The organism is Cupriavidus sp. MEYA8 (assembly GCF_059278825.1).
In genome coordinates, this window is sequence record NZ_CM181222.1 from 833556 (window position 1) to 854603 (window position 21048).

Annotated in this window: 21 protein-coding genes; 8 read left to right on the forward strand and 13 right to left on the reverse strand. The window is 66.7% G+C overall.

Annotated elements, in window-relative coordinates; genetic code table 11:
- Positions 1-144 precede the first annotated feature (144 nt).
- The 3 genes from flgA (at position 145) to AC5WJ1_RS20915 (ending at position 1901) form a co-directional block, all read left to right on the forward strand.
- Positions 145-954, forward strand: a complete 810-nt coding sequence (gene flgA / locus AC5WJ1_RS20905) for a flagellar basal body P-ring formation chaperone FlgA (protein WP_434034271.1) — start codon at positions 145-147, stop codon at positions 952-954.
- A 172-nt stretch (positions 955-1126) separates the two neighbouring features.
- Positions 1127-1435 carry a flagellar biosynthesis anti-sigma factor FlgM gene (flgM, locus tag AC5WJ1_RS20910; RefSeq protein WP_133093411.1) on the forward strand — a complete coding sequence of 103 codons (309 nt, stop codon included), beginning with the start codon at positions 1127-1129 and terminating at the stop codon, positions 1433-1435.
- 7 nt (positions 1436-1442) lie between these two features.
- A complete protein-coding gene (locus tag AC5WJ1_RS20915; protein ID WP_434034272.1) occupies positions 1443-1901 on the forward strand; it encodes a flagella synthesis protein FlgN in 459 nt (152 codons plus the stop codon).
- A gap of 96 nt (positions 1902-1997) precedes the next feature.
- Here AC5WJ1_RS20915 and AC5WJ1_RS20920 read toward each other — a convergent pair whose 3' ends face one another.
- The 6 genes from AC5WJ1_RS20920 to flhB all read right to left on the reverse strand — a co-directional run bounded on the left by AC5WJ1_RS20920 (position 1998) and on the right by flhB (position 9643).
- Positions 1998-2435 (reverse strand): flagellar protein FlhE, encoded by a 438-nt coding sequence (locus AC5WJ1_RS20920; RefSeq protein ID WP_135703493.1) that lies wholly within the window; start codon positions 2433-2435, stop codon positions 1998-2000.
- Positions 2435-3151: an RNA polymerase sigma factor FliA gene (locus AC5WJ1_RS20925; protein WP_133098475.1), complete on the reverse strand. Its 717-nt coding sequence runs from the start codon at positions 3149-3151 to the stop codon at positions 2435-2437. Before AC5WJ1_RS20925 ends, AC5WJ1_RS20920 begins: the two co-directional genes overlap by 1 nt.
- Before the next feature lie 102 nt (positions 3152-3253).
- Positions 3254-4048 carry a MinD/ParA family ATP-binding protein gene (locus AC5WJ1_RS20930; protein WP_135703997.1) on the reverse strand — a complete coding sequence of 265 codons (795 nt, stop codon included), beginning with the start codon at positions 4046-4048 and terminating at the stop codon, positions 3254-3256.
- An 11-nt stretch (positions 4049-4059) separates the two neighbouring features.
- Positions 4060-6399 carry a flagellar biosynthesis GTPase FlhF gene (gene flhF / locus AC5WJ1_RS20935; protein WP_434034274.1) on the reverse strand — a complete coding sequence of 780 codons (2340 nt, stop codon included), beginning with the start codon at positions 6397-6399 and terminating at the stop codon, positions 4060-4062.
- Between the two features lie 23 nt (positions 6400-6422).
- Positions 6423-8504, reverse strand: a complete 2082-nt coding sequence (gene flhA, locus AC5WJ1_RS20940; protein WP_135703491.1) for a flagellar biosynthesis protein FlhA — start codon at positions 8502-8504, stop codon at positions 6423-6425.
- Entirely contained in the window at positions 8501-9643 is a 1143-nt protein-coding gene (flhB, locus tag AC5WJ1_RS20945; protein ID WP_135703490.1) for a flagellar biosynthesis protein FlhB, read from the reverse strand. Before flhB ends, flhA begins: the two co-directional genes overlap by 4 nt.
- A 376-nt stretch (positions 9644-10019) precedes the next feature.
- Between flhB and AC5WJ1_RS20950 the strand changes: the two genes are divergently transcribed.
- The 5 genes from AC5WJ1_RS20950 to AC5WJ1_RS20970 all read left to right on the forward strand — a co-directional run bounded on the left by AC5WJ1_RS20950 (position 10020) and on the right by AC5WJ1_RS20970 (position 14137).
- Entirely contained in the window at positions 10020-10475 is a 456-nt protein-coding gene (locus AC5WJ1_RS20950) for an anthrone oxygenase family protein (protein WP_135703489.1), read from the forward strand.
- Positions 10476-10846: 371 nt separating this feature from the next.
- Entirely contained in the window at positions 10847-11563 is a 717-nt protein-coding gene (locus AC5WJ1_RS20955; RefSeq protein ID WP_135703488.1) for a hypothetical protein, read from the forward strand.
- A gap of 327 nt (positions 11564-11890) precedes the next feature.
- Positions 11891-12904 (forward strand): 1-aminocyclopropane-1-carboxylate deaminase, encoded by a 1014-nt coding sequence (locus tag AC5WJ1_RS20960; RefSeq protein ID WP_195427992.1) that lies wholly within the window; start codon positions 11891-11893, stop codon positions 12902-12904.
- A gap of 275 nt (positions 12905-13179) precedes the next feature.
- Positions 13180-13659, forward strand: coding sequence for a YbhB/YbcL family Raf kinase inhibitor-like protein (locus tag AC5WJ1_RS20965; RefSeq protein ID WP_135703486.1), 480 nt, complete (start codon positions 13180-13182; stop codon positions 13657-13659).
- Positions 13660-13747: 88 nt separating this feature from the next.
- Positions 13748-14137, forward strand: a complete 390-nt coding sequence (locus tag AC5WJ1_RS20970; protein ID WP_135703485.1) for a cupin domain-containing protein — start codon at positions 13748-13750, stop codon at positions 14135-14137.
- A 453-nt stretch (positions 14138-14590) separates the two neighbouring features.
- On the opposite strand, the gene cheZ is transcribed toward AC5WJ1_RS20970, so the two are convergent.
- From cheZ to cheA, 7 genes are all read right to left on the reverse strand, one after another.
- Entirely contained in the window at positions 14591-15226 is a 636-nt protein-coding gene (cheZ, locus tag AC5WJ1_RS20975; RefSeq protein ID WP_135703484.1) for a protein phosphatase CheZ, read from the reverse strand.
- 18 nt (positions 15227-15244) lie between these two features.
- Positions 15245-15631 carry a chemotaxis response regulator CheY gene (gene cheY / locus AC5WJ1_RS20980; protein WP_133095417.1) on the reverse strand — a complete coding sequence of 129 codons (387 nt, stop codon included), beginning with the start codon at positions 15629-15631 and terminating at the stop codon, positions 15245-15247.
- A gap of 68 nt (positions 15632-15699) precedes the next feature.
- The gene (locus AC5WJ1_RS20985; protein WP_135703483.1) at positions 15700-16773 is read right to left on the reverse strand and encodes a protein-glutamate methylesterase/protein-glutamine glutaminase; all 1074 of its coding nucleotides are present in this window, start codon (positions 16771-16773) and stop codon (positions 15700-15702) included.
- Between the two features lie 21 nt (positions 16774-16794).
- Positions 16795-17466 carry a chemoreceptor glutamine deamidase CheD gene (gene cheD / locus AC5WJ1_RS20990; RefSeq protein ID WP_133095419.1) on the reverse strand — a complete coding sequence of 224 codons (672 nt, stop codon included), beginning with the start codon at positions 17464-17466 and terminating at the stop codon, positions 16795-16797.
- Positions 17466-18389: a CheR family methyltransferase gene (locus tag AC5WJ1_RS20995; RefSeq protein ID WP_195427993.1), complete on the reverse strand. Its 924-nt coding sequence runs from the start codon at positions 18387-18389 to the stop codon at positions 17466-17468. Before AC5WJ1_RS20995 ends, cheD begins: the two co-directional genes overlap by 1 nt.
- A 36-nt stretch (positions 18390-18425) precedes the next feature.
- Complete coding sequence (locus tag AC5WJ1_RS21000; RefSeq protein WP_133095420.1) at positions 18426-18920, reverse strand: chemotaxis protein CheW; 495 nt, start codon at positions 18918-18920, stop codon at positions 18426-18428.
- A gap of 36 nt (positions 18921-18956) precedes the next feature.
- Entirely contained in the window at positions 18957-20990 is a 2034-nt protein-coding gene (gene cheA / locus AC5WJ1_RS21005) for a chemotaxis protein CheA (RefSeq protein WP_494476941.1), read from the reverse strand.
- Between the last annotated feature and the right edge of the window lie 58 nt (positions 20991-21048).

Sequence of the window (21048 nt, forward strand, 5' to 3'; positions counted from 1 at the left end):
TCCTTGCATTTCGGCACGCCCTCGCGCGAGGCGCTGCCTACAATCGGAACCCGATGACTGATGTAGACGGGGGCGCGCCGCCGGTCACGGGGCAGCGCGCCGGGCATGCCAGCGCAGGCCCGCCGTCCTTGCCGGGAAGACCAGATGAACCCCAATCGCCGCTCCCTCCGACGCACCCTCGGCCGCTATTCCCGCCGCAACGGCCCGCGCAAGGCGCAGACCCTGCTGGCGGCAGGCCTGCTGTGCCTTGCCGGGGCCGCCGGCGCTGCGCCGGCGCAGGCCACTCCGGTCGCCATGCAGGCACCGGCGGCCGGCCAGCACACGGCCACTGCAAGCCCCTTCACCGAGGATCCCGCACGCGCTGCCGTGGAGCGCTTCCTGCTGCAGCAGACCGCCGGCCTGCCCGGCAAGGTCAGCGTGCAGGTGGCTCCGCCGTCGGGCGGCCGCGCGCCGGAGTGCGTATCGCCCGACCCGTTCCTGCCCGCCGGCGCCTCGCCGTGGGGGCGGGTCTCGGTCGGCGTGCGCTGTGGCGGCGAGCGGCCGTGGGTGCGCTATATGCAGGCGCGCGTATCGGTGCTGACCGACTATTACGTCGCGTCGCGCGCCCTGGGTCCGGGCGAACCGGTCAGCCAGGCCGATATCGAAGTGCGCCAGGGCGACCTTGCCACCTTGCCGCGCGCGGTCATCACCGACCCGGCCCAGCTCGCCGGCGCCGTCGCCGCCAACCGCATCGCCGCCGGCTCGCCCATGCGCAGCGACCTGCTGCGCAAGGCCATCGCGGTGCGCCAGGGACAGACCGTCACGGTGTCGGTCGAGGGTGAGGCGTTCCAGATCTCCAGCGAGGGCAAGGTGCTGGCCGACGCCGCCACCGGCAATACCGTGCAGGTCCGCCTGCGCAACGGCCAGGTGGTCAACGGGCTGGTGCGCAGCGGTGATACCGTCGTGCTGCAATAAGCACTTCGAGTCTGCCGATCGTGGCTGGCAGCCGGATTCCGATGGCACCGCGGCATGCGAAAATGCCGCCGGTCCAGCCGTGCGGGCGATATGGGACGCACCCCTGGGGCACGTTCCCTAAAGATTTCCCCGCCACGGCCGTAATGCCATAGGAAACCAGCAAGGAACGCCCGTGAAGATCAACCATTCCACCTCGTCCCGGCCCGCCGACGCGCCCGCAGGCGACGCCGCCGCCCGGCCCCAGGCCGCACCGGCCAGCGCCGCCCCGCCGTCCTCCGGGCTGAGCGTCAGTCCGCTGGCCGCACAGGTGCGCGAGATCAGCAGCCGCCTGGCGCAGGAAACCGACGACGATATCGATACCGCCAAGGTCGAAGAAATCCGCCAGGCCATCGCCGAAGGCCGGATCAAGATCGACCCGGGCAAGATTGCCGATGGCCTGCTCGCCAGCTTGCGCGAGCTAGGCCAGGCCGACCCTCAATAGCCAAATCATGAGCCAAAGCCTGATCCAGTCCCTGCAGCGTGAAACCGAAGGCGTTGAAGCTTTCGGGCAACTTCTTGCGCAAGAGCGAGATGCCATCAAGCGCGGGGATTTCACTGCGCTCAGCGAGTTGCTGACGCGCAAGGTGGAAGTGGGTCAGGGGCTGTCGCGGCAGGTCCGGGCGCGGGAAGCGCAGATGCAGGTGCTGGGCCTGCGTGCTGGCGCGGACGGGCAATTGCTTGGCCGGCTCGATGCCGGCGTGGCGGAGGCCTGGCGCAAGCTGATCTTTGCTGCGCGGGTGACGCGGGATGGCAATGCGCTGAATGGCGCGGTCATCAAGGCACATCTCGATTTCACGCAGCAGGCGATTCAGGCGCTGCGGCAGCATAGTGGCGGGGATGCCGGGTTGTATGGGAAGGATGGGAAGGCGGCGACCGGGGTTGGGGGGGTGAGCCTGGCGGCAGGCTGATTTGGGTTTTGCTTTGCGGACCGGCATCGGCTTTTTGTTGCGTGCCTTGCGGATAGGTCCCCATCTGGTGGCCAGCCAGGCACCTAGAACAGATGCCTACCGAAAGCCCACAACCACCTCATTACTCCGCCCCTGCAAAACCGGCACCAGACTCCCCTGTCCCGGCACCCGAAACGCAAACACAAACCCCTTGGTAGCATCATCGCCGGAGAACGCGGACGTTAGCCCCTCGGCCTGGGGCAACATCACACACCGCTGCGCATTGCACAAATATGCCTGCAACTCGGCCGGCGGCGTCTGCGCAAAGCTGTAACGCCACCGCACCGTCGTAATCACCCCTTCAGCCTGCGGCAACACCCCCACAGGCTGAATCGGCGCCGACACCGCCCGCTGCCCCCGCCCATGCAACGCCGGCCCATTGACCGACCCGGTCCACGCATGCCGTGTCCCACCTTCGATCGCCGACCAGGCACAAGCCGACGCAGCGAGCAGCACGACGCCGGCGCCGCGGGCAAGCAGGCCACCAACACCCATCACAACAACCCACGCAACTGGTTCCGCAACCGCGTAATCGCCTGCCCCCGGATCTGGCACACGCGCGACTCGGTCACATCCAGCACCGCCCCGATCTCCCGCAGGTTCAGCTCCTGGTCATAGCACAGCGACAGCACCAGCTTCTCGCGCTCGGGCAGCCGGTCGATGGCGCGGATCAGCGCTTGGCGCATGCCGCTTTCCATCAGCACCGTCAGCGGATTGCCGTCGTCGCTGCCGGCAAGATGGCGGTCGAGGAAATCCTCTTCCCCGGAGCGCTCGAAATCCTCGTAATGCAGCAGCTGGCAGCCATAGACCTCGTTGAGCAGGACCTGGTATTCGCCCAGCGGCATCTCCATCGCCTCGGCCACCTCGGAATCGAGCGGCGTGCGTCCGAGCTTCTGCTCGAGCGAGCGCTGGGTGCGTTCGATGCGCCGCGTGAACTGGCGCAGGCTGCGCGACTGCCAGTCGTTAGCGCGCACCTCGTCGAGCATGGCGCCGCGGATGCGCTGGCTGGCGTAGGTCTCGAAGCGCGCGCCGTGGGTGTCTTCATAGCGCTTGGCGGCGTCGAGCAGGCCGATCATGCCGGCCTGGATCAGGTCGTCGATCTGCACGCTGGCAGGCAGCTTGGCGGCCAGCTGCAAGGCGATGCGACGCACCAGCTGTGCGTGCGCCTTGACCACATCGGCCTGGTCGAGCTTTCCCTGGATCGTGTACATGGTGCAATTCTCGTGAATGCTGGATTGCTGGACGGGCACGCCACGCGGCGCGCCGGCTGGCTCAGGGTCTGGTTCGTTGGTAAGGCATGGCTCGGGTGGCGCTCACGCCGGCACCGGCGTCGCGGCAGGGGCCGGCGCCTCGGCGCGCAGCGGCCAGCCGCCGATGCTGCCGGCGGTGCGTCGCAGCGCGCTGGTCGCGGGTGCTGCCGGGAAGGCCTCGACCACGCAGCGGCCAAGCTGCACGCCGCGCGCCACCAGCGGGTCGGCCGGCAGCCAGCCGGCGCACAGCACTTCCACGCCGAGGTACTGGCTGGCGGTACGCGCCAGGTTGCGCAGGATCGCCTGGACGGCGGCTTCGGTGGCGGCCATGTTGACCACCAGGTAGAAGCGGCGCCAGGCATACAGGTGATGCAGGCGCTTGATGCAGGCATAGGCGGCGGTGATCGACGCCAGCTCCGGGCGCATCACGATCACCACGTTGTGCGCGCCGCCGGCAAAGGGCGACAGCGCGCCGTCGGCATCGGCGGTGGCATCGACCAGCACGCTGCGAAAGGCCGACAGCGCCGCGGCGGGCACGTCGAGCCCCGCGCGTTGGCGGCCGGCCGGCAGCACCGATACCGCGCCGCCGGTGCCGACGCCCGCCGCGGCTTCCAGCGGCAGGCGTCCTTCCTGCACGTCGGCGAGCGTGCCGGCCGGGGTCGCGCCGGCGAGCCTGGTCGCGCGCGCCGTGGCCGGGTCTTCGTCGAGCAGCAGTACGCGCTCGCCCTGCATCGCAAGCGCGTGCGAAAGGCCCAGCGCCACCGTGGTGGCGCCGGCACCGCGTTCGCTGGCGACCACGGCGATGCGGCGCGTGGTGCGCGGCGCCAGCATGCGCCGCAGGCTTTCCGCCTGGTCCATGGCGAGCGTGCTCACTGCAGGGCTCCCATGACATCGGCCGCTTCCGCGACAGCGGGTGCCGCCGCGGCGCGGCCGGAGTAATTCTCCAGCACGTCGAGCAGCGCCAGCATGCGGCCCATGCCTTCATTGAGCACGGTGCCCGGCACCGCCGTGCCGGCTCGCACGGTGCGCCCGGCCAGGCGTGCCAGGAACGCCGGCGCGGTCGCGGTTGGCGCGTGTTCGAGGCACAGCACCGACAGGCCAAGCTGCAGCGCCGCGAGCGCGGCACTGGCGGCGTGGCCGGCTTCGGCATCCTGCGCGAAGTGGTCGATGGCATGGCGCAGCGTGCGCAGGCGCGTTTCGGCCGTATCCGACCATGGCGCCCAGTGCGCCACCTGTGCTGCATCCGGCGCCAGCGCCGGGTCGCACAGCAGATAACGGGTATCGAGCAGCTCGCCGCTGGCGCGGTCGACCAGGCGCACCACCACCAGGCAGGCATCGATGCCGCCTTCGGGAGCGCCCTTGCCACGCGCGGGGCTGTCGGGCACGCGCACGTCGGCAGTGGCCAGCCAGCGTACCGCGTCGCGCTCGCACACGATGGCGTCGCCGATGGCGTGGAAGGTCAGCGTATCGGCGAGTGCATCGAGCTTCCAGGCGGCGCCTGCGCCCACCACGCGCACGGTCTTGCGCGCGCCCGCGATCCAGCGTTCGCCGGCCTGCTGCCAGCGCGCCAGCGTGGCGGCGGACGGCATCGCGTCGACCACGTTGACCACCCTGCGCGCAGCGCTCATGGCGGCGCGCAGGTTGGCGGCCTCGGCGTCGGCCTCGCCCAGCGGCTGGCCGGCGCGGCCAGCGGCGGTGACGGTGGCGGCCAGCGGCGTGCCGTCGCGGTCGCCCAGCCACAGCGTGTGCTGCAGCGGCTGCGGCGTGCGGCGGCCGGGCACGCTGACCGGCAGCGTGGCCGCCAGCGCCAGCACGTACTGGTCGCAGGCACGGTTGACGTCGCGGCAGACCGCTTCGCGCACCTGCTGCGCCATCGCGCGCAGCGCGGTATCGCCCGCGGTGCGCTGCTGCCACAGCGAGCGCGCCAGGTCGAAGCCCAGGCCCGCGCCGTTGAGTTCCGCGACACACTGGCCCAGCGCATCGGCGCTGTCGGTGAGCGAGCGCAGCACGTCTTCGGCGCCGCCCTTCCCGCCCTTCCCGGACTGATCGTCCGCTGCCGCGTGGCGGCGGCGCGCGACGTCGGCATCGTTAAAGACCGAGCCGCGGCGCGGTGTCAGGAAAGCGCGTTCGACCAGCGCGGCGCTGCTGGCCAGCTCCAGGTGCTCGGGCACGCGCTGGCCGGTCGAGGCGTAGAACACCGGCAGCCGATGGCGGATCACCACATCGAGCACCGAGCCCAGGTGGGTAGCTTCATCCAGCTTGCTGATGATGCAGCCGTCGATGCCGCCATCGTCGGGCGCGGCGTCGTGTCGGTAGGCATGCACGACTTCATTGAGCGTGTCGCCGTGGCTGGCGCCGTTGAGCAGCAGCACGCGCTGCACCGGCGCGGGCACGCCGGCGAGCATGGCGATCTGCTCCGACAGGCTGCGGTCGCGCTGGCTCATGCCGACGGTGTCGATGATGACCAGGTGCTTGTCCTTCATTGCCGCCAGCGCGAAGCGCAGGTCGGCGGCGTCCTTCACCGCATGCACCGGCACGCCGAGGATGTCGCCATAGATGCGCAGCTGTTCATGCGCGCCGATACGGAAGCTGTCGGTGGTCAGCAACGCCAGCTTGTCGGCGCCGTGGCGCAGCACGAACCGCGCCGCCAGCTTGGCGGTGGTGGTGGTCTTGCCCACGCCGGTGGGCCCGATCAGCGCCAGCACGCCGCCCTGTGCGAACAGCTGGTCTTCGTCGCCCAGCACCGGCACCTTGCTGGCCAGCTCCTTGCGGATCCAGGTCATCGCGGCCGGACGGTCGTAGCACAGCGGCAGGCGTGCCAGCAGCGTGCGCGCCAGCTGGCCGGAGAAGCCGGCCCCCACCATCCATTCGAACAGCGATTCGCGCAGCGGGTCGCTGGCGGCAACGCCGTGGCCCGCCGCGGTGGGCGCATTGCCGATGCCGGCAAGCTGGCGCTCCAGCATCGCGCGCATCGACTGCAGCTCGCCGCGCAGGTCGCCAATGGCTGCAGGCTCCGCCGCCGGCGCGGGCGGCACATAGGCCTGCGCGCTGGCCGATACGCTGCCCAGGTCGGCATCGCGCATCGCGACGATCTCGACACCGCCCTCTACGGTACGGTTGGACAGCACCACGGCATCGGGGCCCATGGCTTCGCGCACCTGGCGCATGGCTTCACGGCCGTTGGCGGCAACAAATTTAGCTACGCTCATCGTTGGCTCTGTCGGGTGATCGCTCACGCGCCGATCATGGCGGTGATGCGGATATTGCGGTTGTCAGGCACTTCGGCATGCGACAGCACCCGCAGCTGCGGCAGCGTGCGGCGCAGGAAGCGCGCCATCAGCGGGCGCAGCTGCGACGGCACCAGCAGCACCGGGTCCAGCCCCATCTGCTCCTGGCGCGTGACCGCGCCCTGGGTCTGCTGCAGCAGCGCATCGGCCAGGCCCGGCTCGATGCCGCCGCCGTTGGTCAGCGCCTGCGACAGCACCCGCTCGAGGCCGGCGTCGAGGCCGATCACCTGCAGGTCGGCGTTGTTGGGGAACAGCTGCTGCGTGATGGCGCGGCCCATGGCCACGCGCACCATCGCGGTCAGTTCGTTCGGATCGCTGATCTTGGGCGCATGCTCGGCCACCACGTCGAGGATGGTGCGCATGTCGCGGATCGCCACGCCTTCGTCGAGCAGGTTCTGCAGGATCTTCTGCAGCGCCGTCAGCGAGATGGTCTTGGGCACCAGGTCTTCGGTCAGCTTGGGCGCGTCCCTGGCGATGCGGTCCAGCAGCGCCTGCACTTCCTGGCGGCCGAGCAGCTCGGCCGCATGCATGTGGATCAGGTGATTCAGGTGCGTGGCGACCACGGTGCTGGCATCGACCACGGTGTAGCCGTAGGACTGCGCCTGCTCCTTGATGCCCGCGTCGATCCATACCGCCGGCAGGCCGAAGGCGGGATCGCGCGTGGCCGCGCCCGGCAGCGTGCCGCTGACCTGGCCCGGGTTGATCGCCATCCATTGCCCCGGCATGGCTTCGCCGCGGCCGATCTCGACGCCCTTGAGCGTGATGCGGTAGGCGTTGGGCTTGAGTTCCAGGTTGTCGCGGATATGCACCACCGGCACCAGGAAGCCGATTTCCTGCGCCACCTTCTTGCGGATGCTCTTGATGCGGCCGAGCAGTTCGCCGTCCTGCGCGCGGTCGACCAGCGTGATCAGGCGATAGCCCACTTCCATGCCAAGCGGGTCGACCAGCGAGACGTCGTCCCAGCTGGCTTCGGTCGACTCCTGCGCGACAGCGGGCGCGCGTTCCTCGCGCTGCCTGACCTGCTGCTGCGTCGCCGCCTTGCGCGACAGGTAGCGGCCCATCCAGACCAGCGCGCCGGACAGCAGCAGGAAGGCGAAATGCGGCATGCCCGGGATGATGCCCATCAGCCCCATGATGCCGGCGGTCAGGTACAACACGCGCGGGTTGGAGAACAGCTGCCCGGTCAGCTGTTCGCCGACATCCTGCTCATTGGCCACGCGCGACACGATCACGCCGGCCGCGGTGGAGATCACCAGCGCCGGGATCTGCGCGACCAGGCCGTCGCCGATGGTCAGCAGCGTGTAGTTGTGCACTGCGGTGCCGAAGTCCAGGTCGTGCTGCACCATGCCCACCACCATGCCCGCGGCGACGTTGATGAACATGATGATCAGGCCCGCCACGGCGTCACCGCGCACGAACTTGCTGGCACCGTCCATGGCGCCGTAGAAGTCGGATTCCTGCGCCACTTCGGCGCGGCGCTTCTTGGCCGCCGCTTCGTCGATCAGGCCGGCGTTGAGGTCGGCATCGATCGACATCTGCTTGCCGGGCATCGAGTCCAGCATGAAGCGCGCGCCCACCTCGGCAATCCGGCCCGCGCCCTTGGTGATGACCATGAAGTTGATCACAACCAGGATTGCGAACACCACGATGCCGACCGCGAAGTTGCCGCCCACCAGGAAGTGGCCGAACGCTTCCACCACTTTGCCGGCGGCGTCCGGGCCGGTATGGCCTTCGAGCAGCACCACGCGGGTGGAGGCGACATTCAGCGACAGGCGCAGCAGCGTGGTAAACAGCAGCACCGCGGGGAACGCGGCAAAGTCCAGCGGCTTCTGCGTGTACATGCTGACCAGCAGCACCATGATCGCCAGCGCGATATTGAAGGTGAACAGCAGATCCAGCACGAAGGCCGGCAGCGGCAGGATCATCATCCCCAGGATCATGATGATCAGCAGCGGCCCGGTGAAGGCCTTCATCTGGCCGGCCGAGCGCAGGCCAGGCAGGTTCAGCAATGAGCTCAGAGCATTCATTCGCGGCTTTCCGGTACGGCGAGTTCATCAGGCACCAGCAGGTCCGACGGCGCCTGCGGCTGCGGGCCCTGCGAGTAGTGCCAGTGCTTCAGTTGGTAGACCCAGGCCAGCACTTCGGCCACGGCGGTATAGAGTCCGGCGGGAATCTCGTGGCCCAGCTCCACGTGGCGGTGCAGCGCGCGCGCCAGCGGCGGCGCCGACATCAGCGGCACGCGGTGCTCGGCGGCCAGCGCGCGGATGCGCGCGGCGACTTCGCCGGTGCCCTTGGCCACCACGCGCGGCGCGCCCATGCGGCCCTCTTCATAGCGCAGCGCCACGGCGAAGTGCGTGGGGTTGGTCACCACCACGTCGGCCTTGGGCACCTCGGTCATCATGCGGCGGCGGGCCATGGCGCGCTGCTGCTGGCGGATGCGGTTCTTGATATGCGGATCGCCCTCGCTCTCCTTGAATTCCTGCTTGACCTCTTCCTTGGTCATGCGCAGCTTCTTGAAGAACTCCCAGTACTGCCAGGGCACGTCGATGGCCGCCACCACCAGCAGCGACAGCGACACCACCAGGCAGCAGTACAGCACCAGGTCGACCATGTGCAGCAGCGCTTCCTGGACCGGTGCGTTCATCAGCGCGATCGCCTCAGGCAGGCGCTGCCACAGCACCCAGGCGCCGACCGCGCCGACCAGCAGCGACTTGGCCACCGCCTTGAGCAACTCCACCAGGGAATGCGCGGAGAACAGGCGGCCCAATCCGGCCATCGGCGACATGCGCGAGAACTGCGGCGCGAACGACTTGGCCGAGAACACCCAGCCGCCCAGCATCAGCGGCGCGGCCAGTGCGGCAACGCCGAACAGCAGCAGCAGCGGCAGGAAGGCGAGCAGGCTGTCCCACACCATCAGCACGAAGCGCGACAGCATGCGCGAGGTATCAAAGGCGGTTTCCCGCTCGAAGCGCAGCGCGCCCTGCATGACCTGATTGAGGCTGCGGCCCATGTGGCCGCCCAGCGTCCACAGGCCGAGGACGCCGGCGATCAGCATGATGAACGTGGCCAGCTCGCGCGAACGCACCACCTGCCCCTCCTCGCGCGCCTTTTCCAGGCGCCGGGGTGAGGCGGGTTCGGTTTTCTCGAGATCGCTTTCTTCGGACATCCACGCTCCGTGCGAAGCGGCAGACCGCTATTCGTCAGCACGGATTATCGAAGCGTGGGGGGCTTCCCATTCATGGGAAAAGGCGGGGGATTTGGGTGTTGTTTGGGAAATCGGGGGACTTGGGGGATTAACGGCGGGGGGTTGGGAGACTTTAGGGAAATCTGGAGTGGCCGTCGACCGGCGAGTGCCTTGAAACAAGCCACCGCCCGTCGTGGACGCACTCCTGTGGGTGAGCGCTGTGCTTGTCCATCAGGCATCGTCAGCGAACCTGCCAGTCGCGCGCAAAACGCCGGAAGCCTTCCAATGCCTTACGAACTCCCTGTGGGGCCTCTCGGGTTCTTCACCATAATTGGAGGTAGGCTTCACGGAGGGTGTGATGAACCACGCACTGCAAATGATTGCCGCGTTCGCTGCGATGCTCTTCGCCGGGGCCGCCTTGTATATCAACGTGGTTGAGCATCCCGCAAGAATGGTGCTTGAGACAAGGTCCGCGGCACAGCAGTGGGCGCCCAGCTATAAGCGCGCCACGCTCATGCAGGCTCCATTGGCGCTGGTCAGCTTACTGAGCGGAGTGATGGCATGGCTTTTGGGCGCCAGTATCTGGTGGTTTGCTGCCGCGCTACTGATCGGATCTGTCGTGCCGTACACCTTGCTCGTCGTAATGCCCATCAACCACAAGATTCTCGAGCCGGATCGCGATCTATCGTCGGTGGAGACCCGGGAACTCTTGCAGAAATGGGCCAGGCTGCATGGAGTGCGCACAGCATTGAGTCTTGTCGCGTCCGCCATCGATGTGTGGCAGTTGGGTGGAGTTGGAAATGGAGTCACTTGAACTGAAGATCCCGCCAGCCGGTGAATGACATGACGACCCTGAGTTCGCCCATCGCGGCGTCCGGATGAGGGCATACGCCTGACAGCTTCCGGCCTGTATCTCGAACGAAACAGATTGCACCGATTTCACCAGCGCCTCGAATCTATATGTCTGCCATAACATAATAAAAACAACACATCCGGCAGTGTTGGCATCTTTGTTGCGGCTTATTTGGGGTGACGGGCTCGCGCGCCAAGCCTGCCGAACAGCAGGGCATTTTGCATGGGTTGCGGGTATGGAAAGATTGCGGTTTGCGCCATGCCCTACCCGTTCCGCCGGGTCGCATGCCAAGACAGGTTTCGAATCCGGGGCACTTCGGCCAGGAGACTGCGATGTCCGGGAGATTCCTTCTTGTGCTTGCAATTTCATTCTTTCTCGGCGGCTGCGGCGGCGACGACAACGACAGCAACGAAGCAGCCACCACGCCGGTGCAGCCTCTGACGGTGCCGCTCAGCACAGCCATGGCAAGTCTGGCGGCGAATGGACTGACCGCAAGTTTCTCGATTTCCGGCACGGTAGAGAATGTGCCGGTATCAGGCTCCGGAACCCTGACCGCAACCCCTTTCGTTGCGACCTCTCTGAATAACACTTCGGTATTGAGGACCACTGAAACCGTCAGCGGCACGGTTGTCGCAAATGGTAATTCGATGCCGTTCTCGAACACCAGGACCATCTCCCGCAATACCGTTACCTATGCCGTGATGGTGATCGACGAGGGGGATGCCTTTGTGGTGTTCGCCGACTATACGATTCCACCGACAGTGAAGGCCGGCGACTCGGGACCTCTGGCAAGCGCCACGATTTACTCGGACAGCACACAGGCCACGAAGGTGGGAACACTTACCGAGTCCTATAGCGTTGCCGCCGATACCGGAAGCAGCCTGCTCTTGACCTTGCTCGACAAGGTGTTCGACAACAGCAATGCCCGCATCGCCGAGGATGAGACCATATTCCGCATCGACACCAGCGGCAACATCAGCTTTGTTTCGTCCAGATCCACGATGTTCAATATCAATGGGCAATCGCTGGGCACGCTGGTGTTCCAGTAGGGTAGTCAGGAGCAGGCCTATAGGCCAATCATGCGAGGCCACTGATACCTGGCCTTCTAGAATCTAACGACTCGAACGACAAAAGCGCCGGCGATCGCCTTCTCGTCCGACCGGAATCGGGCCATAAGGCGCCGTTCGACGGCGCCGAAGCAGCTCGTTCGAATGTGATGTTTGCACCTCAACATTCCGTCCAGAGCGAGGGCGCATTTGAATACCGATTCGACCCTGGCGAGGCGCCCAGGTGAATGCGCGCCACGCTCCAATGTCTCGGCCTTTTGGACCTAATCTAGAGTCAATCTTTCCCCGTTCCTCGACAGGGAGCCCGCCATGGCACTTGATCTCGAGCATCGCTTCGGCCACATCTCGCTTGGCTTCTTCCCATCGCCGATTCATCGGCTCAATCGCCTGTCCGATGTGCTCGGCATTTCGGTGTGGGCAAAGCGCGACGATGTGTCGTCCGGGCTCGCGTTTGGCGGCAACAAGATTCGCAAGCTCGAGTGGCTCGCCGCTGACGCAGTGAAGAAAGGCGCCGACACGCTCGTTTCCATCGGAAACATTCAGTCGAATCACACGCGCCAGGTTGCGGCCGTCGCGGCGGTGCTCGGCATGCGCTGCCGGCTGGTGCAGGAGGAGTGGACACACTGGGACGATCCGGTCTACGACAAGGTCGGCAATATCCTGCTGTCGCGGCTGATGGGCGCCGAGACGCTGCTGGAGGGCGAGGGCTACTCGACCGAGGTGAAGGAGACCTGGTCGCGCGCCCTCGAGCAGGTGCGCCGGGAAGGCGGCAAGCCTTATGCGATTCCGGCGGGTGCATCCGACCATCCCCTTGGTGGCCTTGGCTATGCGAACTTCACCGAGGAACTTGCGCGCCAGGAACAGGAAATGGGCATGTTCTTCGACACCGTGATTACCGCGACCTGCACCGGCTCGACACAGGGCGGCATGGTCGCTGGGTTCAAGGCGCAGGACAGGCCGCGCCGCCTGATTGGCATCGATACCGCTTGCAACGAGGCGATGACCCGCCGCGCCGTGACAAAGAGCGCGCGGCAGACTGCGGAACTGATCGGCATCCGCAAGCCGATCGACGACGCCGACGTGATCGTCGATCCGCGTTTCGCGGGCCCGGACTATGGCCTGCCCGACGATCGGACGATCGATGCGATCCGCACGGCAGCGCGGCTTGAGGCGATGCTCACCGATCCGGTGTACGAGGGCAAATCCATGGCGGGCCTGATCGCGATGGCGCAGGCGGGTGAGATTCCGAAGGGAACGAACGTGCTGTACGTGCATCTGGGCGGCGCGCCCGCACTCAACGCGTATCACAAGGCGTTCGCATGATCGGCTTGCACAAGATCGTGTGAGTCTGATAGCAAGCGCTTGCCAGGCCTGCACGTATCAGATGTCCCAAGACAGGGGAATCCGCGCGCGAATGTCAGCCGCCGGCTTCGGAAAGCTGCACGGTCCCTTGTACAGGGATTGAATCCGGGCTAAGTTGGAACAGCCGTCATGCGCCGGCGGAGGCAGATATGGTGCGATTGGCACTTCTACCGAGGTGGCTGGCCTTAGCGGCCATGCTGTTCGGACCAACGCTACTTGCCCAGCAGAGGCCATCGATGCCGCTCATACTGACATCCCCCGCGTTTGCCCAAGGCGGGGAGATCCCCACCGTGCACACGTGCGAAGGCACCGATGTGTCACCGCCACTGGCTTGGTCTGGGTTGCCACCCTCCACTGCCAGCCTGGTCCTGATTGTCGACGACCCGGATGCCCCGGACCCGGCGTCACCGCAAATGACATGGGTCCATTGGGTCGTGTACAACCTGCCGCCGAAGGCCGGCTCGCTTGCGCAGGGCATGAGCCGGCATAGCTTGCCGCCGGGCGCTCGCGAAGGTTTGAACGACTGGCACCGTGCCGATTACGGCGGGCCGTGTCCTCCAATTGGCCGGCACCGGTATTTCCACAAGCTATATGCCCTGGACGTCGTGCTGCCGGATCTCGGCAAGCCCGACAAGGCGGCGCTGGAACAGGCGATGCGGGGGCACATACTGGCCCATGCCGAACTGATCGGGACCTACCAGAAGCAGGGGCGCTGACGTAGTAACAGCCTGCCAGCATGAATGTCGGCGGGGACCAGACGGGGCAGTCATCTCTGGAAAAGATAAATAATTTCGAGGAGAAATCATGCACTACAAGAATCTGGTCATTTTGAGCATCGTGGCGCTGATGACAGGTAGCGCGCTGGCGCAGGGTTCGGGACTGACTCGCACCGTGGTCGGCCGGGCCGATGTATCCGTACCGGGTCGCGAAGCCGTGGTCGCGCGCGTGGAGGTGGCGCCAGGCACCTATGCGGGGCGGCATACGCATCCTGGAGACGAGATCAGCTACGTCATGGACGGCGAGGTGCAACTCCTGATCGACGGCCAGTCGCCGCGCACCATTAAGGCCGGAGAGTCGTTCGTGGTGCCGGCCGGCGTGGTGCATGACGCCCACAACAATGGTGGCACGGCGGCGCGGGTGGTGGGCGTGTACGTGGTCGAGAAAGGGAAGCCGCTGGCATCGCCGGCGCCGTGAGTGATGTGTCGGTCGGTGCGGGTTGGCACATCAGAAGAGGGCGCCAAGGCCTTTGACTTCCCTCAGAGGAACCATAAAGCCGCGGGAGTTCTCGTACTGATCGGCAAGAAAGGAAGGTTGGCACCGCGGGCATTCGTTCGGGGCCCCAAACAGCACCGACCTACAGGTTGAGTCCCGCTACCCCGCTGCTAATCGGGGTGGGCAGGCGCAAGGCAGGGTTAGCAGACCGGTGAGGAGGAGCCGGCGAGCCCGAGGGCTCCCCCGCCATGGCCCGCGCATGGAAGAGGCGTGCGCAGACACGGCGGATGTAAGGATACCGCCAGAAGGCGGTCGGCCAACTTTCTCACTCAGGCTGCTAAACCCGGTCGCCACGGCGCAACGACGAACCCAACGGGAACTGGGGCAGCAAGCGCGGGTATGGGCAAACTCTTAAAGGCGCGCCCAAACGAAACGTCAGAAGCCCAAACTAGCCAGCAGATCATCCACCTGCGACTGGTCCGACACCACATCGGCCTTGCCCTCCGGATTCACCTGCGGTCCGTTGAGCAGCGTCGACGGCGCCTGCGCTTCCACGCGGCGCTCGGACGGGACATTGTCGATCAGCACCTGCAGCAGTTCCTGCTCCAGCGTTCGGATCATGTCCATCATCTTCTTGATCACCTGCCCGGTCAGGTCCTGGAAGTCCTGCGCCATCATGATGTCGAGCAGGTGGCTGTTGGTGGCGCGGGCCTGGCCCGGCACCTCGGACAGGAAGGCGCGCGTGTCGAGCACCAGCGAGCGGGCGTCGGCCAACTCCACCGGCTTCTCGAACCACGCCTCCCAGCGCTTGTCCAGGGTCTCGGCCTGCTGCTCGATGCCGGACTGGATCGGCTGCGCCAGTTCGACCGCGTTCAGCGTGCGCTCGGCGGCCTGCTCGGTCATCGCCGCGATGTAGTTGAGCCGGTCGCGCGCGTCGGGAATGGCCTGCGCGGCGCGCTCGATCTCCTTGTCCAGGCCGAGCTCGCGCATATTGTCGCGCAGCATCCGCGTCAGGTTGCCGATGCGCAGGATCAGTTGCTCGGCCGAATCGTTGCTCAGCGTCGGAGTCATGGCAAAGGCTCCTCTTGATCAACCGGCGAGCTTCTCGAAGATCTTGGTGATCTTCTCGTCCAGCGTGGCGGCCGTGAACGGCTTGACCACATAGCCGTTGGCGCCGGCCTGGGCCGCGGCGATGATGTTTTCCTTCTTGGCCTCGGCCGTCACCATCAGCACCGGCATCTTGCCGATGTTCGCGTCGGCGCGGATCGCCTGCAGCATCGACAGGCCGTCCATGTTGGGCATGTTCCAGTCCGAGATCACGAACTGGAAGCTGCCGTCCCGGGCCTTCTCCAGGCCGGCGGCGCCGTCCTCGGCTTCCTCGACGTTGACGAATCCCAGCTCCTTGAGCAGGTTGCGGATGATCCGGCGCATGGTCGGGAAATCGTCCACGACCAGGATCTTGATGTTCTTGTCCACTTTGAGGGCTCCAGGTAAATGCAGTTATGGCTTGTTGGTCCGGCTTTGTTGTCGGCTTGCCGGCTCGACTAGACCCGTTGCGCGCGCGTGCCGTACGTGGCCAGGCGCGCCATCACGCGCTGGGTCATCGCCGGCAAGGGCACGATTTCATGCACGCCGCCGGTGGCGATCGCCTCCTTCGGCATGCCAAACACGATGCAGGTGTGCTCGTCCTGCGCCAGGTTATAGGCGCCGGCCTCGCGCATGCGCAGCATGCCGCGCGCGCCGTCCTTGCCCATGCCGGTCAGGATCACGCCGATCACGTTCTTGCCGCCATGCTCGGCGGCGGAATCGAACAGCACGTCGACCGAGGGCCGGTGGCGGTTGACCGGCGCTTCCTGCGACAGGTGCGCGACATAGTTGGCGCCGCTGCGCGCCAGGCGCAGGTGCGAGTCGCCCGGCGCGATGTACGCATGGCCCGGCAGCACGCGTTCGCCGTGCTCGGCTTCCTTCACGGTGACGCGGCACAGCCCGTCCAGGCGCTGCGCGAACGAGCGCGTGAAGCCGGCCGGCATATGCTGCACGATCATCACCGCGGGGCTGTCGGGCGGCAGCGGCATCAGGAATTCCTTGATCGCCTCGGTGCCGCCGGTGGAGGCGCCCAGGATGATCAGCTTCTCGGTCGACAGTAGCGGGCTGCGCAGAATCGGCGCGGGGGCAGCGACGCCTGCCGCGGGTTGCGCGGCCGCACGCACCCGCGCGCGCGATGCGGCACGCAGCTTGTCGGCAATGGTGTCGGTGTATTCGATCAGCCCGTCGCGGATACCGAGCTTGGGCTTGGTGACGAAATCCACTGCGCCCAGTTCCAGCGCGCGCATGGTGATTTCCGAGCCGCGCTCGGTCAGCGACGACACCATCAGCACCGGCATCGGCCGCAGCCGCATCAGGCGCTCAAGGAAATCCAGCCCGTCCATGCGCGGCATTTCGACGTCCAGCGTCAGCACGTCCGGGTTCAGGCGCTTGATCAGGTCGCGCGCCACCAGCGGGTCGGGCGCGGTGCCAACCACTTCCATGTCGGGCTGGCTGTTGATGATCTCCGTCATCAGGCTGCGGATCAGCGCGGAATCGTCCACGCAGAGCACCTTGATCTTGGCGGCAGTCATAGGAATTCGTGCTCGGTTGGGTCAGGGAAGCTGGCGCGTGGGAGACTGCCGCGCAAACAGTTCGGGGGTGCGCTCCGGCGCGCGCGCCGGGGTCCTGGCCGAGGTGGCGATGGCCCGTGCCAGCGCGCGTTCGTCGCGCGCCACCGAGACCTCGTCGTCCTGCCGCGTCAGGCGGCGCACCAGCGCCAGCCCGCCGATCGGGAAATAGCTGACGCGGCGCGCATGCGGGCCGCGCAGGTCCTGCGCCGCCACACGGATCTCTTCGGCCTTGAGGTAGCGCAGCACGAAATCCGCGTTGCGGTCGCCGATGTTCAGCGTGGTCATGTTGGCCAGCACCGCACCGCCGCCGAAGACCTTGGCCTCCAGCCGCTCGCGCCGCGCGCCCATCTTGAGCAGCTCGTTGATCAGCACCTCGAGCGCGTAGCTGCCGTAGCGCATCGATGGCGACAGCATGCGGTCGGCGCCAGCGCCGCCACCTTCGTCGTCGGGCAGCATGAAGTGGTTCATGCCGCCGACGCCGGCGACCTCGTCGCGGATGCACGCGGCCACGCACGACCCCAGCACGGTGGTCAGCACCACGTCCTCGCGCGTCACGTAGTACTCGTTGGGCAGCAGCTTGACCGCCTGCTTGCCGAACTCGCGGTCGAAGTAGGTGCGCGTGGCCAGCGCCTCGGGCAGATAGGGCGTGCGCATCAGGCCCTTCCCGCCCTGGCGGCATCGGGCGCCAGTTCGTAGACAGTCTGCCCGCGCAGCTGGAATGCGCGCGTGACGTAGGAAAAGTTCTCCGAATGGCCGGCGAAGAGCAGGCCGTGCGGCTTGAGCAGCGGCACGAAGCGCTCCAGGATGCGGCCCTGCGTCGGCTTGTCGAAATAGATCATCACGTTGCGGCAGAAGATCGCATCGAACTGCTCGCGGATGCCCCAGTCGGGCGCGAGCAGGTTGAGCGGATCGAACGTGATGGTGGCGGCCAGCTCGGGCTTGACCTTGACCGAGCCCGCGCGCGGGCCGGTGCCCTTCAGGAAGAAGCGCTTGAGCCGTTCGGGCGACAGCCGTGCGACCTGGTCGGCCGAATACACACCGCTGCGGGCCTTGGCCAGCACCTGCGTGTCGATGTCGGTGGCCAGCACGGTGGCGGCGCGGTCGCCCAGCGCCTCGGCCAGTGTGATGGCGATCGAGTACGGTTCCTCGCCGGTGGACGCCGCGGAGCACCACACGCTGTACGGGCGCCCTATTTTCTTCGCGTGCTCGGCCAGCAGCGGGAAATGGTGCGATTCGCGGAAGAACGAAGTCAGGTTGGTCGTCAGCGAGTTGGTAAAGAACTCCCACTCGGGCGAGCGGTCATCCGCTTCCAGGATCGCCAGGTACGAGGCAAAGTCGGCCAGCTGCAGCGTGCGCAGGCGGCGCGCCAGGCGGCTGTAGACCATTTCGCGCTTGTGGCTGCCCAGCGAAATCCCCGCGCGCTTGTGGATCAGCGCGCGGATCTTCTCGAAGTCGCGCTCGGTCAGCAGGAAGTCGCGCATCTCGTCGCGCCGCGGGTTGGCGACCGGCGCGGCGACTGCGCCCGCCAGGCCCTGGAGGCTGGCGGGAGCGCTGGCAGCAGTGCGGAACGGCGTCATGGCTGGCGTGGCTTTCAGGTTGCGGCGGCGCCGGGTTCAGGCCAGCTCGGCCTCGACCAGCGCCATCTCGGGGCTGGTCATCAGCTTCTCGATATCGATCAGCACCAGCATGCGGCCGTCGACGGTACCCAGCCCGGTCAGGTGCTCGGTCGAGATCGACACGCCGAACTCCGGCGCCGGCTTGATCGCCTCGCCGGTCAGCGTCAGCACGTCCGACACGCCATCGACCACGATACCGACCACGCGGCTGGCCACGTTGAGGATGATGACCACGGTCTGGTGGTCGTAGCGCACGTTGCCCAGGCGGAACTTCAGGCGCAGGTCGACGATCGGCACGATCACGCCGCGCAGGTTGGTCACGCCCTTGATGAATTCGGGCGCGCTGGCGATGCGCGTGACGGTCTCGTAGCTGCGGATCTCTTGCACCTTGAGGATGTCGATGCCGTATTCCTCCGAGCCCAGCGTGAAGACCAGGAACTCCTGGCCCGAAGCGTCGCTTCCGGGGGTATCGATGTGTCCGATGCCGGCCATGATGTGTTTTCTCTTCCTGTAGTGGGTCGGGGGGAATCAGGCCAACGACGAGGCCAGCGCCGGCTCCTGCCGGCGCACGCCGGTGCGCTGCAGCGCGCCGACATCGACGATCAGCGCCACGCTGCCGTCGCCGAGGATGGTCGCCGCCGAAATGCACGGCACCTTGCGGTAGTTGGTTTCCAGGTTCTTCAGCACCACCTGGTGCTGGCCGATCAGCTGGTCTACCAGCAGCGCGAAGCGCTTGCCTTCGGCCTGCAGGATCACGGCGATGCCCTGCGTCGGCTCCTGCAGCGCGCCGGCGACGTTGAAGACGCGGTGCATTTCCAGCAGCGGCAGGTATTCGCCGCGCACGTGCATGACGCGGTCAGAGTTGGCGGCGGTATGCACGTCCTCTGCCTTGGGCTGCAGCGATTCCATCACGCAGTTCAGCGGCAGGATGAAGGTCTCGTCGCCGACCCTGACCGACATGCCGTCCAGGATCGCAAGCGTCAGCGGCAGCACGATGCGGATGGTGGTGCCCAGGCCCGGGCGCGAGCTGATCTGCACATGGCCGCCCATCTCCTGGATGTTGCGCTTGACCACGTCCATGCCCACGCCGCGGCCGGAGACGTCGGTGACGACTTCGGCGGTGGAGAAGCCAGGTGCGAAGATCAGCTGCCAGACTTCCTCGTCGCTGATGTTCTCGGACACCGGCAGGCCGTTCTGGATCGCCTTGGCCAGGATGCGCTCGCGGTTCAGGCCGCCGCCGTCGTCGCTCACTTCGATCACGATATTGCCGCCGTGGTGCTGCGCGGACAGCACCAGCTGGCCGGTCGGCTCCTTGCCGGCGGCGACGCGCTTGTCGGGCGTTTCGATGCCGTGGTCCAGGCTGTTGCGCACCAGGTGCGTGAGCGGGTCGATGATGCGTTCGATCAGGCTCTTGTCGAGCTCGGTGGCCTTGCCGAAGGTGACCAGGTCGATCTGCTTGCCGAGCTTGCTGGCCAGGTCGCGCACCAGGCGCGGGAAGCGCGAGAACACATAGTCCATCGGCATCATGCGGATCGACATCACCGCTTCCTGCAGGTCGCGCGCGTTGCGTTCGAGCTGGCCCATGCCGGAAAACAGGCGGTCGAACAGCACCGGGTCGAGCGACGACGCGGTCTGCGCCAGCATCGACTGGGTGATCACCAGTTCGCCCACCAGGTTGATGATCTGGTCGACCTTCTCGGTCGGCACGCGGATCGAGCCTTCGCCGTGCGCGGCGGCCGGGGCCGGCCTGGCTTTTTCCTTCTCCTTCTCTTTCTCGCGTGCGGCGGTAGCAGGCACTGCCGGGGCGGCCGCGGCCGGAGCCGGCGCGGGCACTGCCGCAGGTGCCGGTGCCGGTGCCGGTGCCGGCGTCGGTGCGTCGGTCGCGGGCTCGATCACGATCTGGTCCATGTCGATCACGAAGCAGCACACCGCGATGATGTCGTCGGCGCTGCACTGGGTGTTGAGCCACACCACCAGTTCGCCGTTGACCTCCTGCTGCCCGGTGATCTCGCCGAGGTTGGCGAGTTCTTCGCGCAGCAGCGCCTGGTCGTTGGCCGAGACCTTGATCAGCCGGATCTTCAGCGCGCCGCCGGCAACAGGAGTCGCTACCGGTGCGGCAGCGGGTGCAGGGGCCGGCGCGGCCGCGGGTGCGCCCGCCTCGCCGGCGGCTTCCTGCGCGAGCTGCTGCAGCACGGCGCAGATGCGCGCCAGCGTTTGCGGATCGGGTTCGGTGCCGTTGCGGTAGGCGTTGAGCTGGTCTTGCAACACGTCCTTGGTTTCCAGAAAGGTGTCGATGATGGTCCTGGTCAACGCCAGTTCCCGCCGGCGCGTGCGGTCCAGCAGGTTCTCGAAGATGTGGGTGGTCTCGGTCAGCGCCGCGAAGCCGAAGGTGGCGGCTCCGCCCTTGATCGAATGCGCTGCGCGGAAGATCGCGTTCAGATGCTCTGCATCGGGAGACTCGATGTCCAGGCCGAGCAGCAGCTGCTCCATTTCCACGAGCAGTTCTTCCGCTTCTTCGAAGAAGGTCTGGTAAAACTGTGTGATATCGATATCGACAGACATGGCGTCCTGACTCACTAGGTTACTGCGCTAGGCGCGGGCGCCGCTGGTGCGGCCGCGA

Bases quoted from the DNA above. Each gene is read 5' to 3' on its own strand.
- flgA (WP_434034271.1), top strand. From the start codon at position 145: ATGAACCCCAATCGCCGCTCCCTCCGACGCACCCTCGGCCGCTATTCC.
- AC5WJ1_RS20915 (WP_434034272.1), top strand. From the start codon at position 1,443: ATGAGCCAAAGCCTGATCCAGTCCCTGCAGCGTGAAACCGAAGGCGTT.
- AC5WJ1_RS20920 (WP_135703493.1), bottom strand. From the start codon at position 2,435: ATGGGTGTTGGTGGCCTGCTTGCCCGCGGCGCCGGCGTCGTGCTGCTC.
- AC5WJ1_RS20925 (WP_133098475.1), bottom strand. From the start codon at position 3,151: ATGTACACGATCCAGGGAAAGCTCGACCAGGCCGATGTGGTCAAGGCG.
- AC5WJ1_RS20930 (WP_135703997.1), bottom strand. From the start codon at position 4,048: ATGGACCAGGCGGAAAGCCTGCGGCGCATGCTGGCGCCGCGCACCACG.
- flhF (WP_434034274.1), bottom strand. From the start codon at position 6,399: ATGAGCGTAGCTAAATTTGTTGCCGCCAACGGCCGTGAAGCCATGCGC.
- flhA (WP_135703491.1), bottom strand. From the start codon at position 8,504: ATGAATGCTCTGAGCTCATTGCTGAACCTGCCTGGCCTGCGCTCGGCC.
- flhB (WP_135703490.1), bottom strand. From the start codon at position 9,643: ATGTCCGAAGAAAGCGATCTCGAGAAAACCGAACCCGCCTCACCCCGG.
- AC5WJ1_RS20950 (WP_135703489.1), top strand. From the start codon at position 10,020: ATGAACCACGCACTGCAAATGATTGCCGCGTTCGCTGCGATGCTCTTC.
- AC5WJ1_RS20955 (WP_135703488.1), top strand. From the start codon at position 10,847: ATGTCCGGGAGATTCCTTCTTGTGCTTGCAATTTCATTCTTTCTCGGC.
- AC5WJ1_RS20960 (WP_195427992.1), top strand. From the start codon at position 11,891: ATGGCACTTGATCTCGAGCATCGCTTCGGCCACATCTCGCTTGGCTTC.
- AC5WJ1_RS20965 (WP_135703486.1), top strand. From the start codon at position 13,180: ATGCCGCTCATACTGACATCCCCCGCGTTTGCCCAAGGCGGGGAGATC.
- AC5WJ1_RS20970 (WP_135703485.1), top strand. From the start codon at position 13,748: ATGCACTACAAGAATCTGGTCATTTTGAGCATCGTGGCGCTGATGACA.
- cheZ (WP_135703484.1), bottom strand. From the start codon at position 15,226: ATGACTCCGACGCTGAGCAACGATTCGGCCGAGCAACTGATCCTGCGC.
- AC5WJ1_RS20985 (WP_135703483.1), bottom strand. From the start codon at position 16,773: ATGACTGCCGCCAAGATCAAGGTGCTCTGCGTGGACGATTCCGCGCTG.
- cheD (WP_133095419.1), bottom strand. From the start codon at position 17,466: ATGCGCACGCCCTATCTGCCCGAGGCGCTGGCCACGCGCACCTACTTC.
- AC5WJ1_RS20995 (WP_195427993.1), bottom strand. From the start codon at position 18,389: ATGACGCCGTTCCGCACTGCTGCCAGCGCTCCCGCCAGCCTCCAGGGC.
- AC5WJ1_RS21000 (WP_133095420.1), bottom strand. From the start codon at position 18,920: ATGGCCGGCATCGGACACATCGATACCCCCGGAAGCGACGCTTCGGGC.
- cheA (WP_494476941.1), bottom strand. From the start codon at position 20,990: ATGTCTGTCGATATCGATATCACACAGTTTTACCAGACCTTCTTCGAA.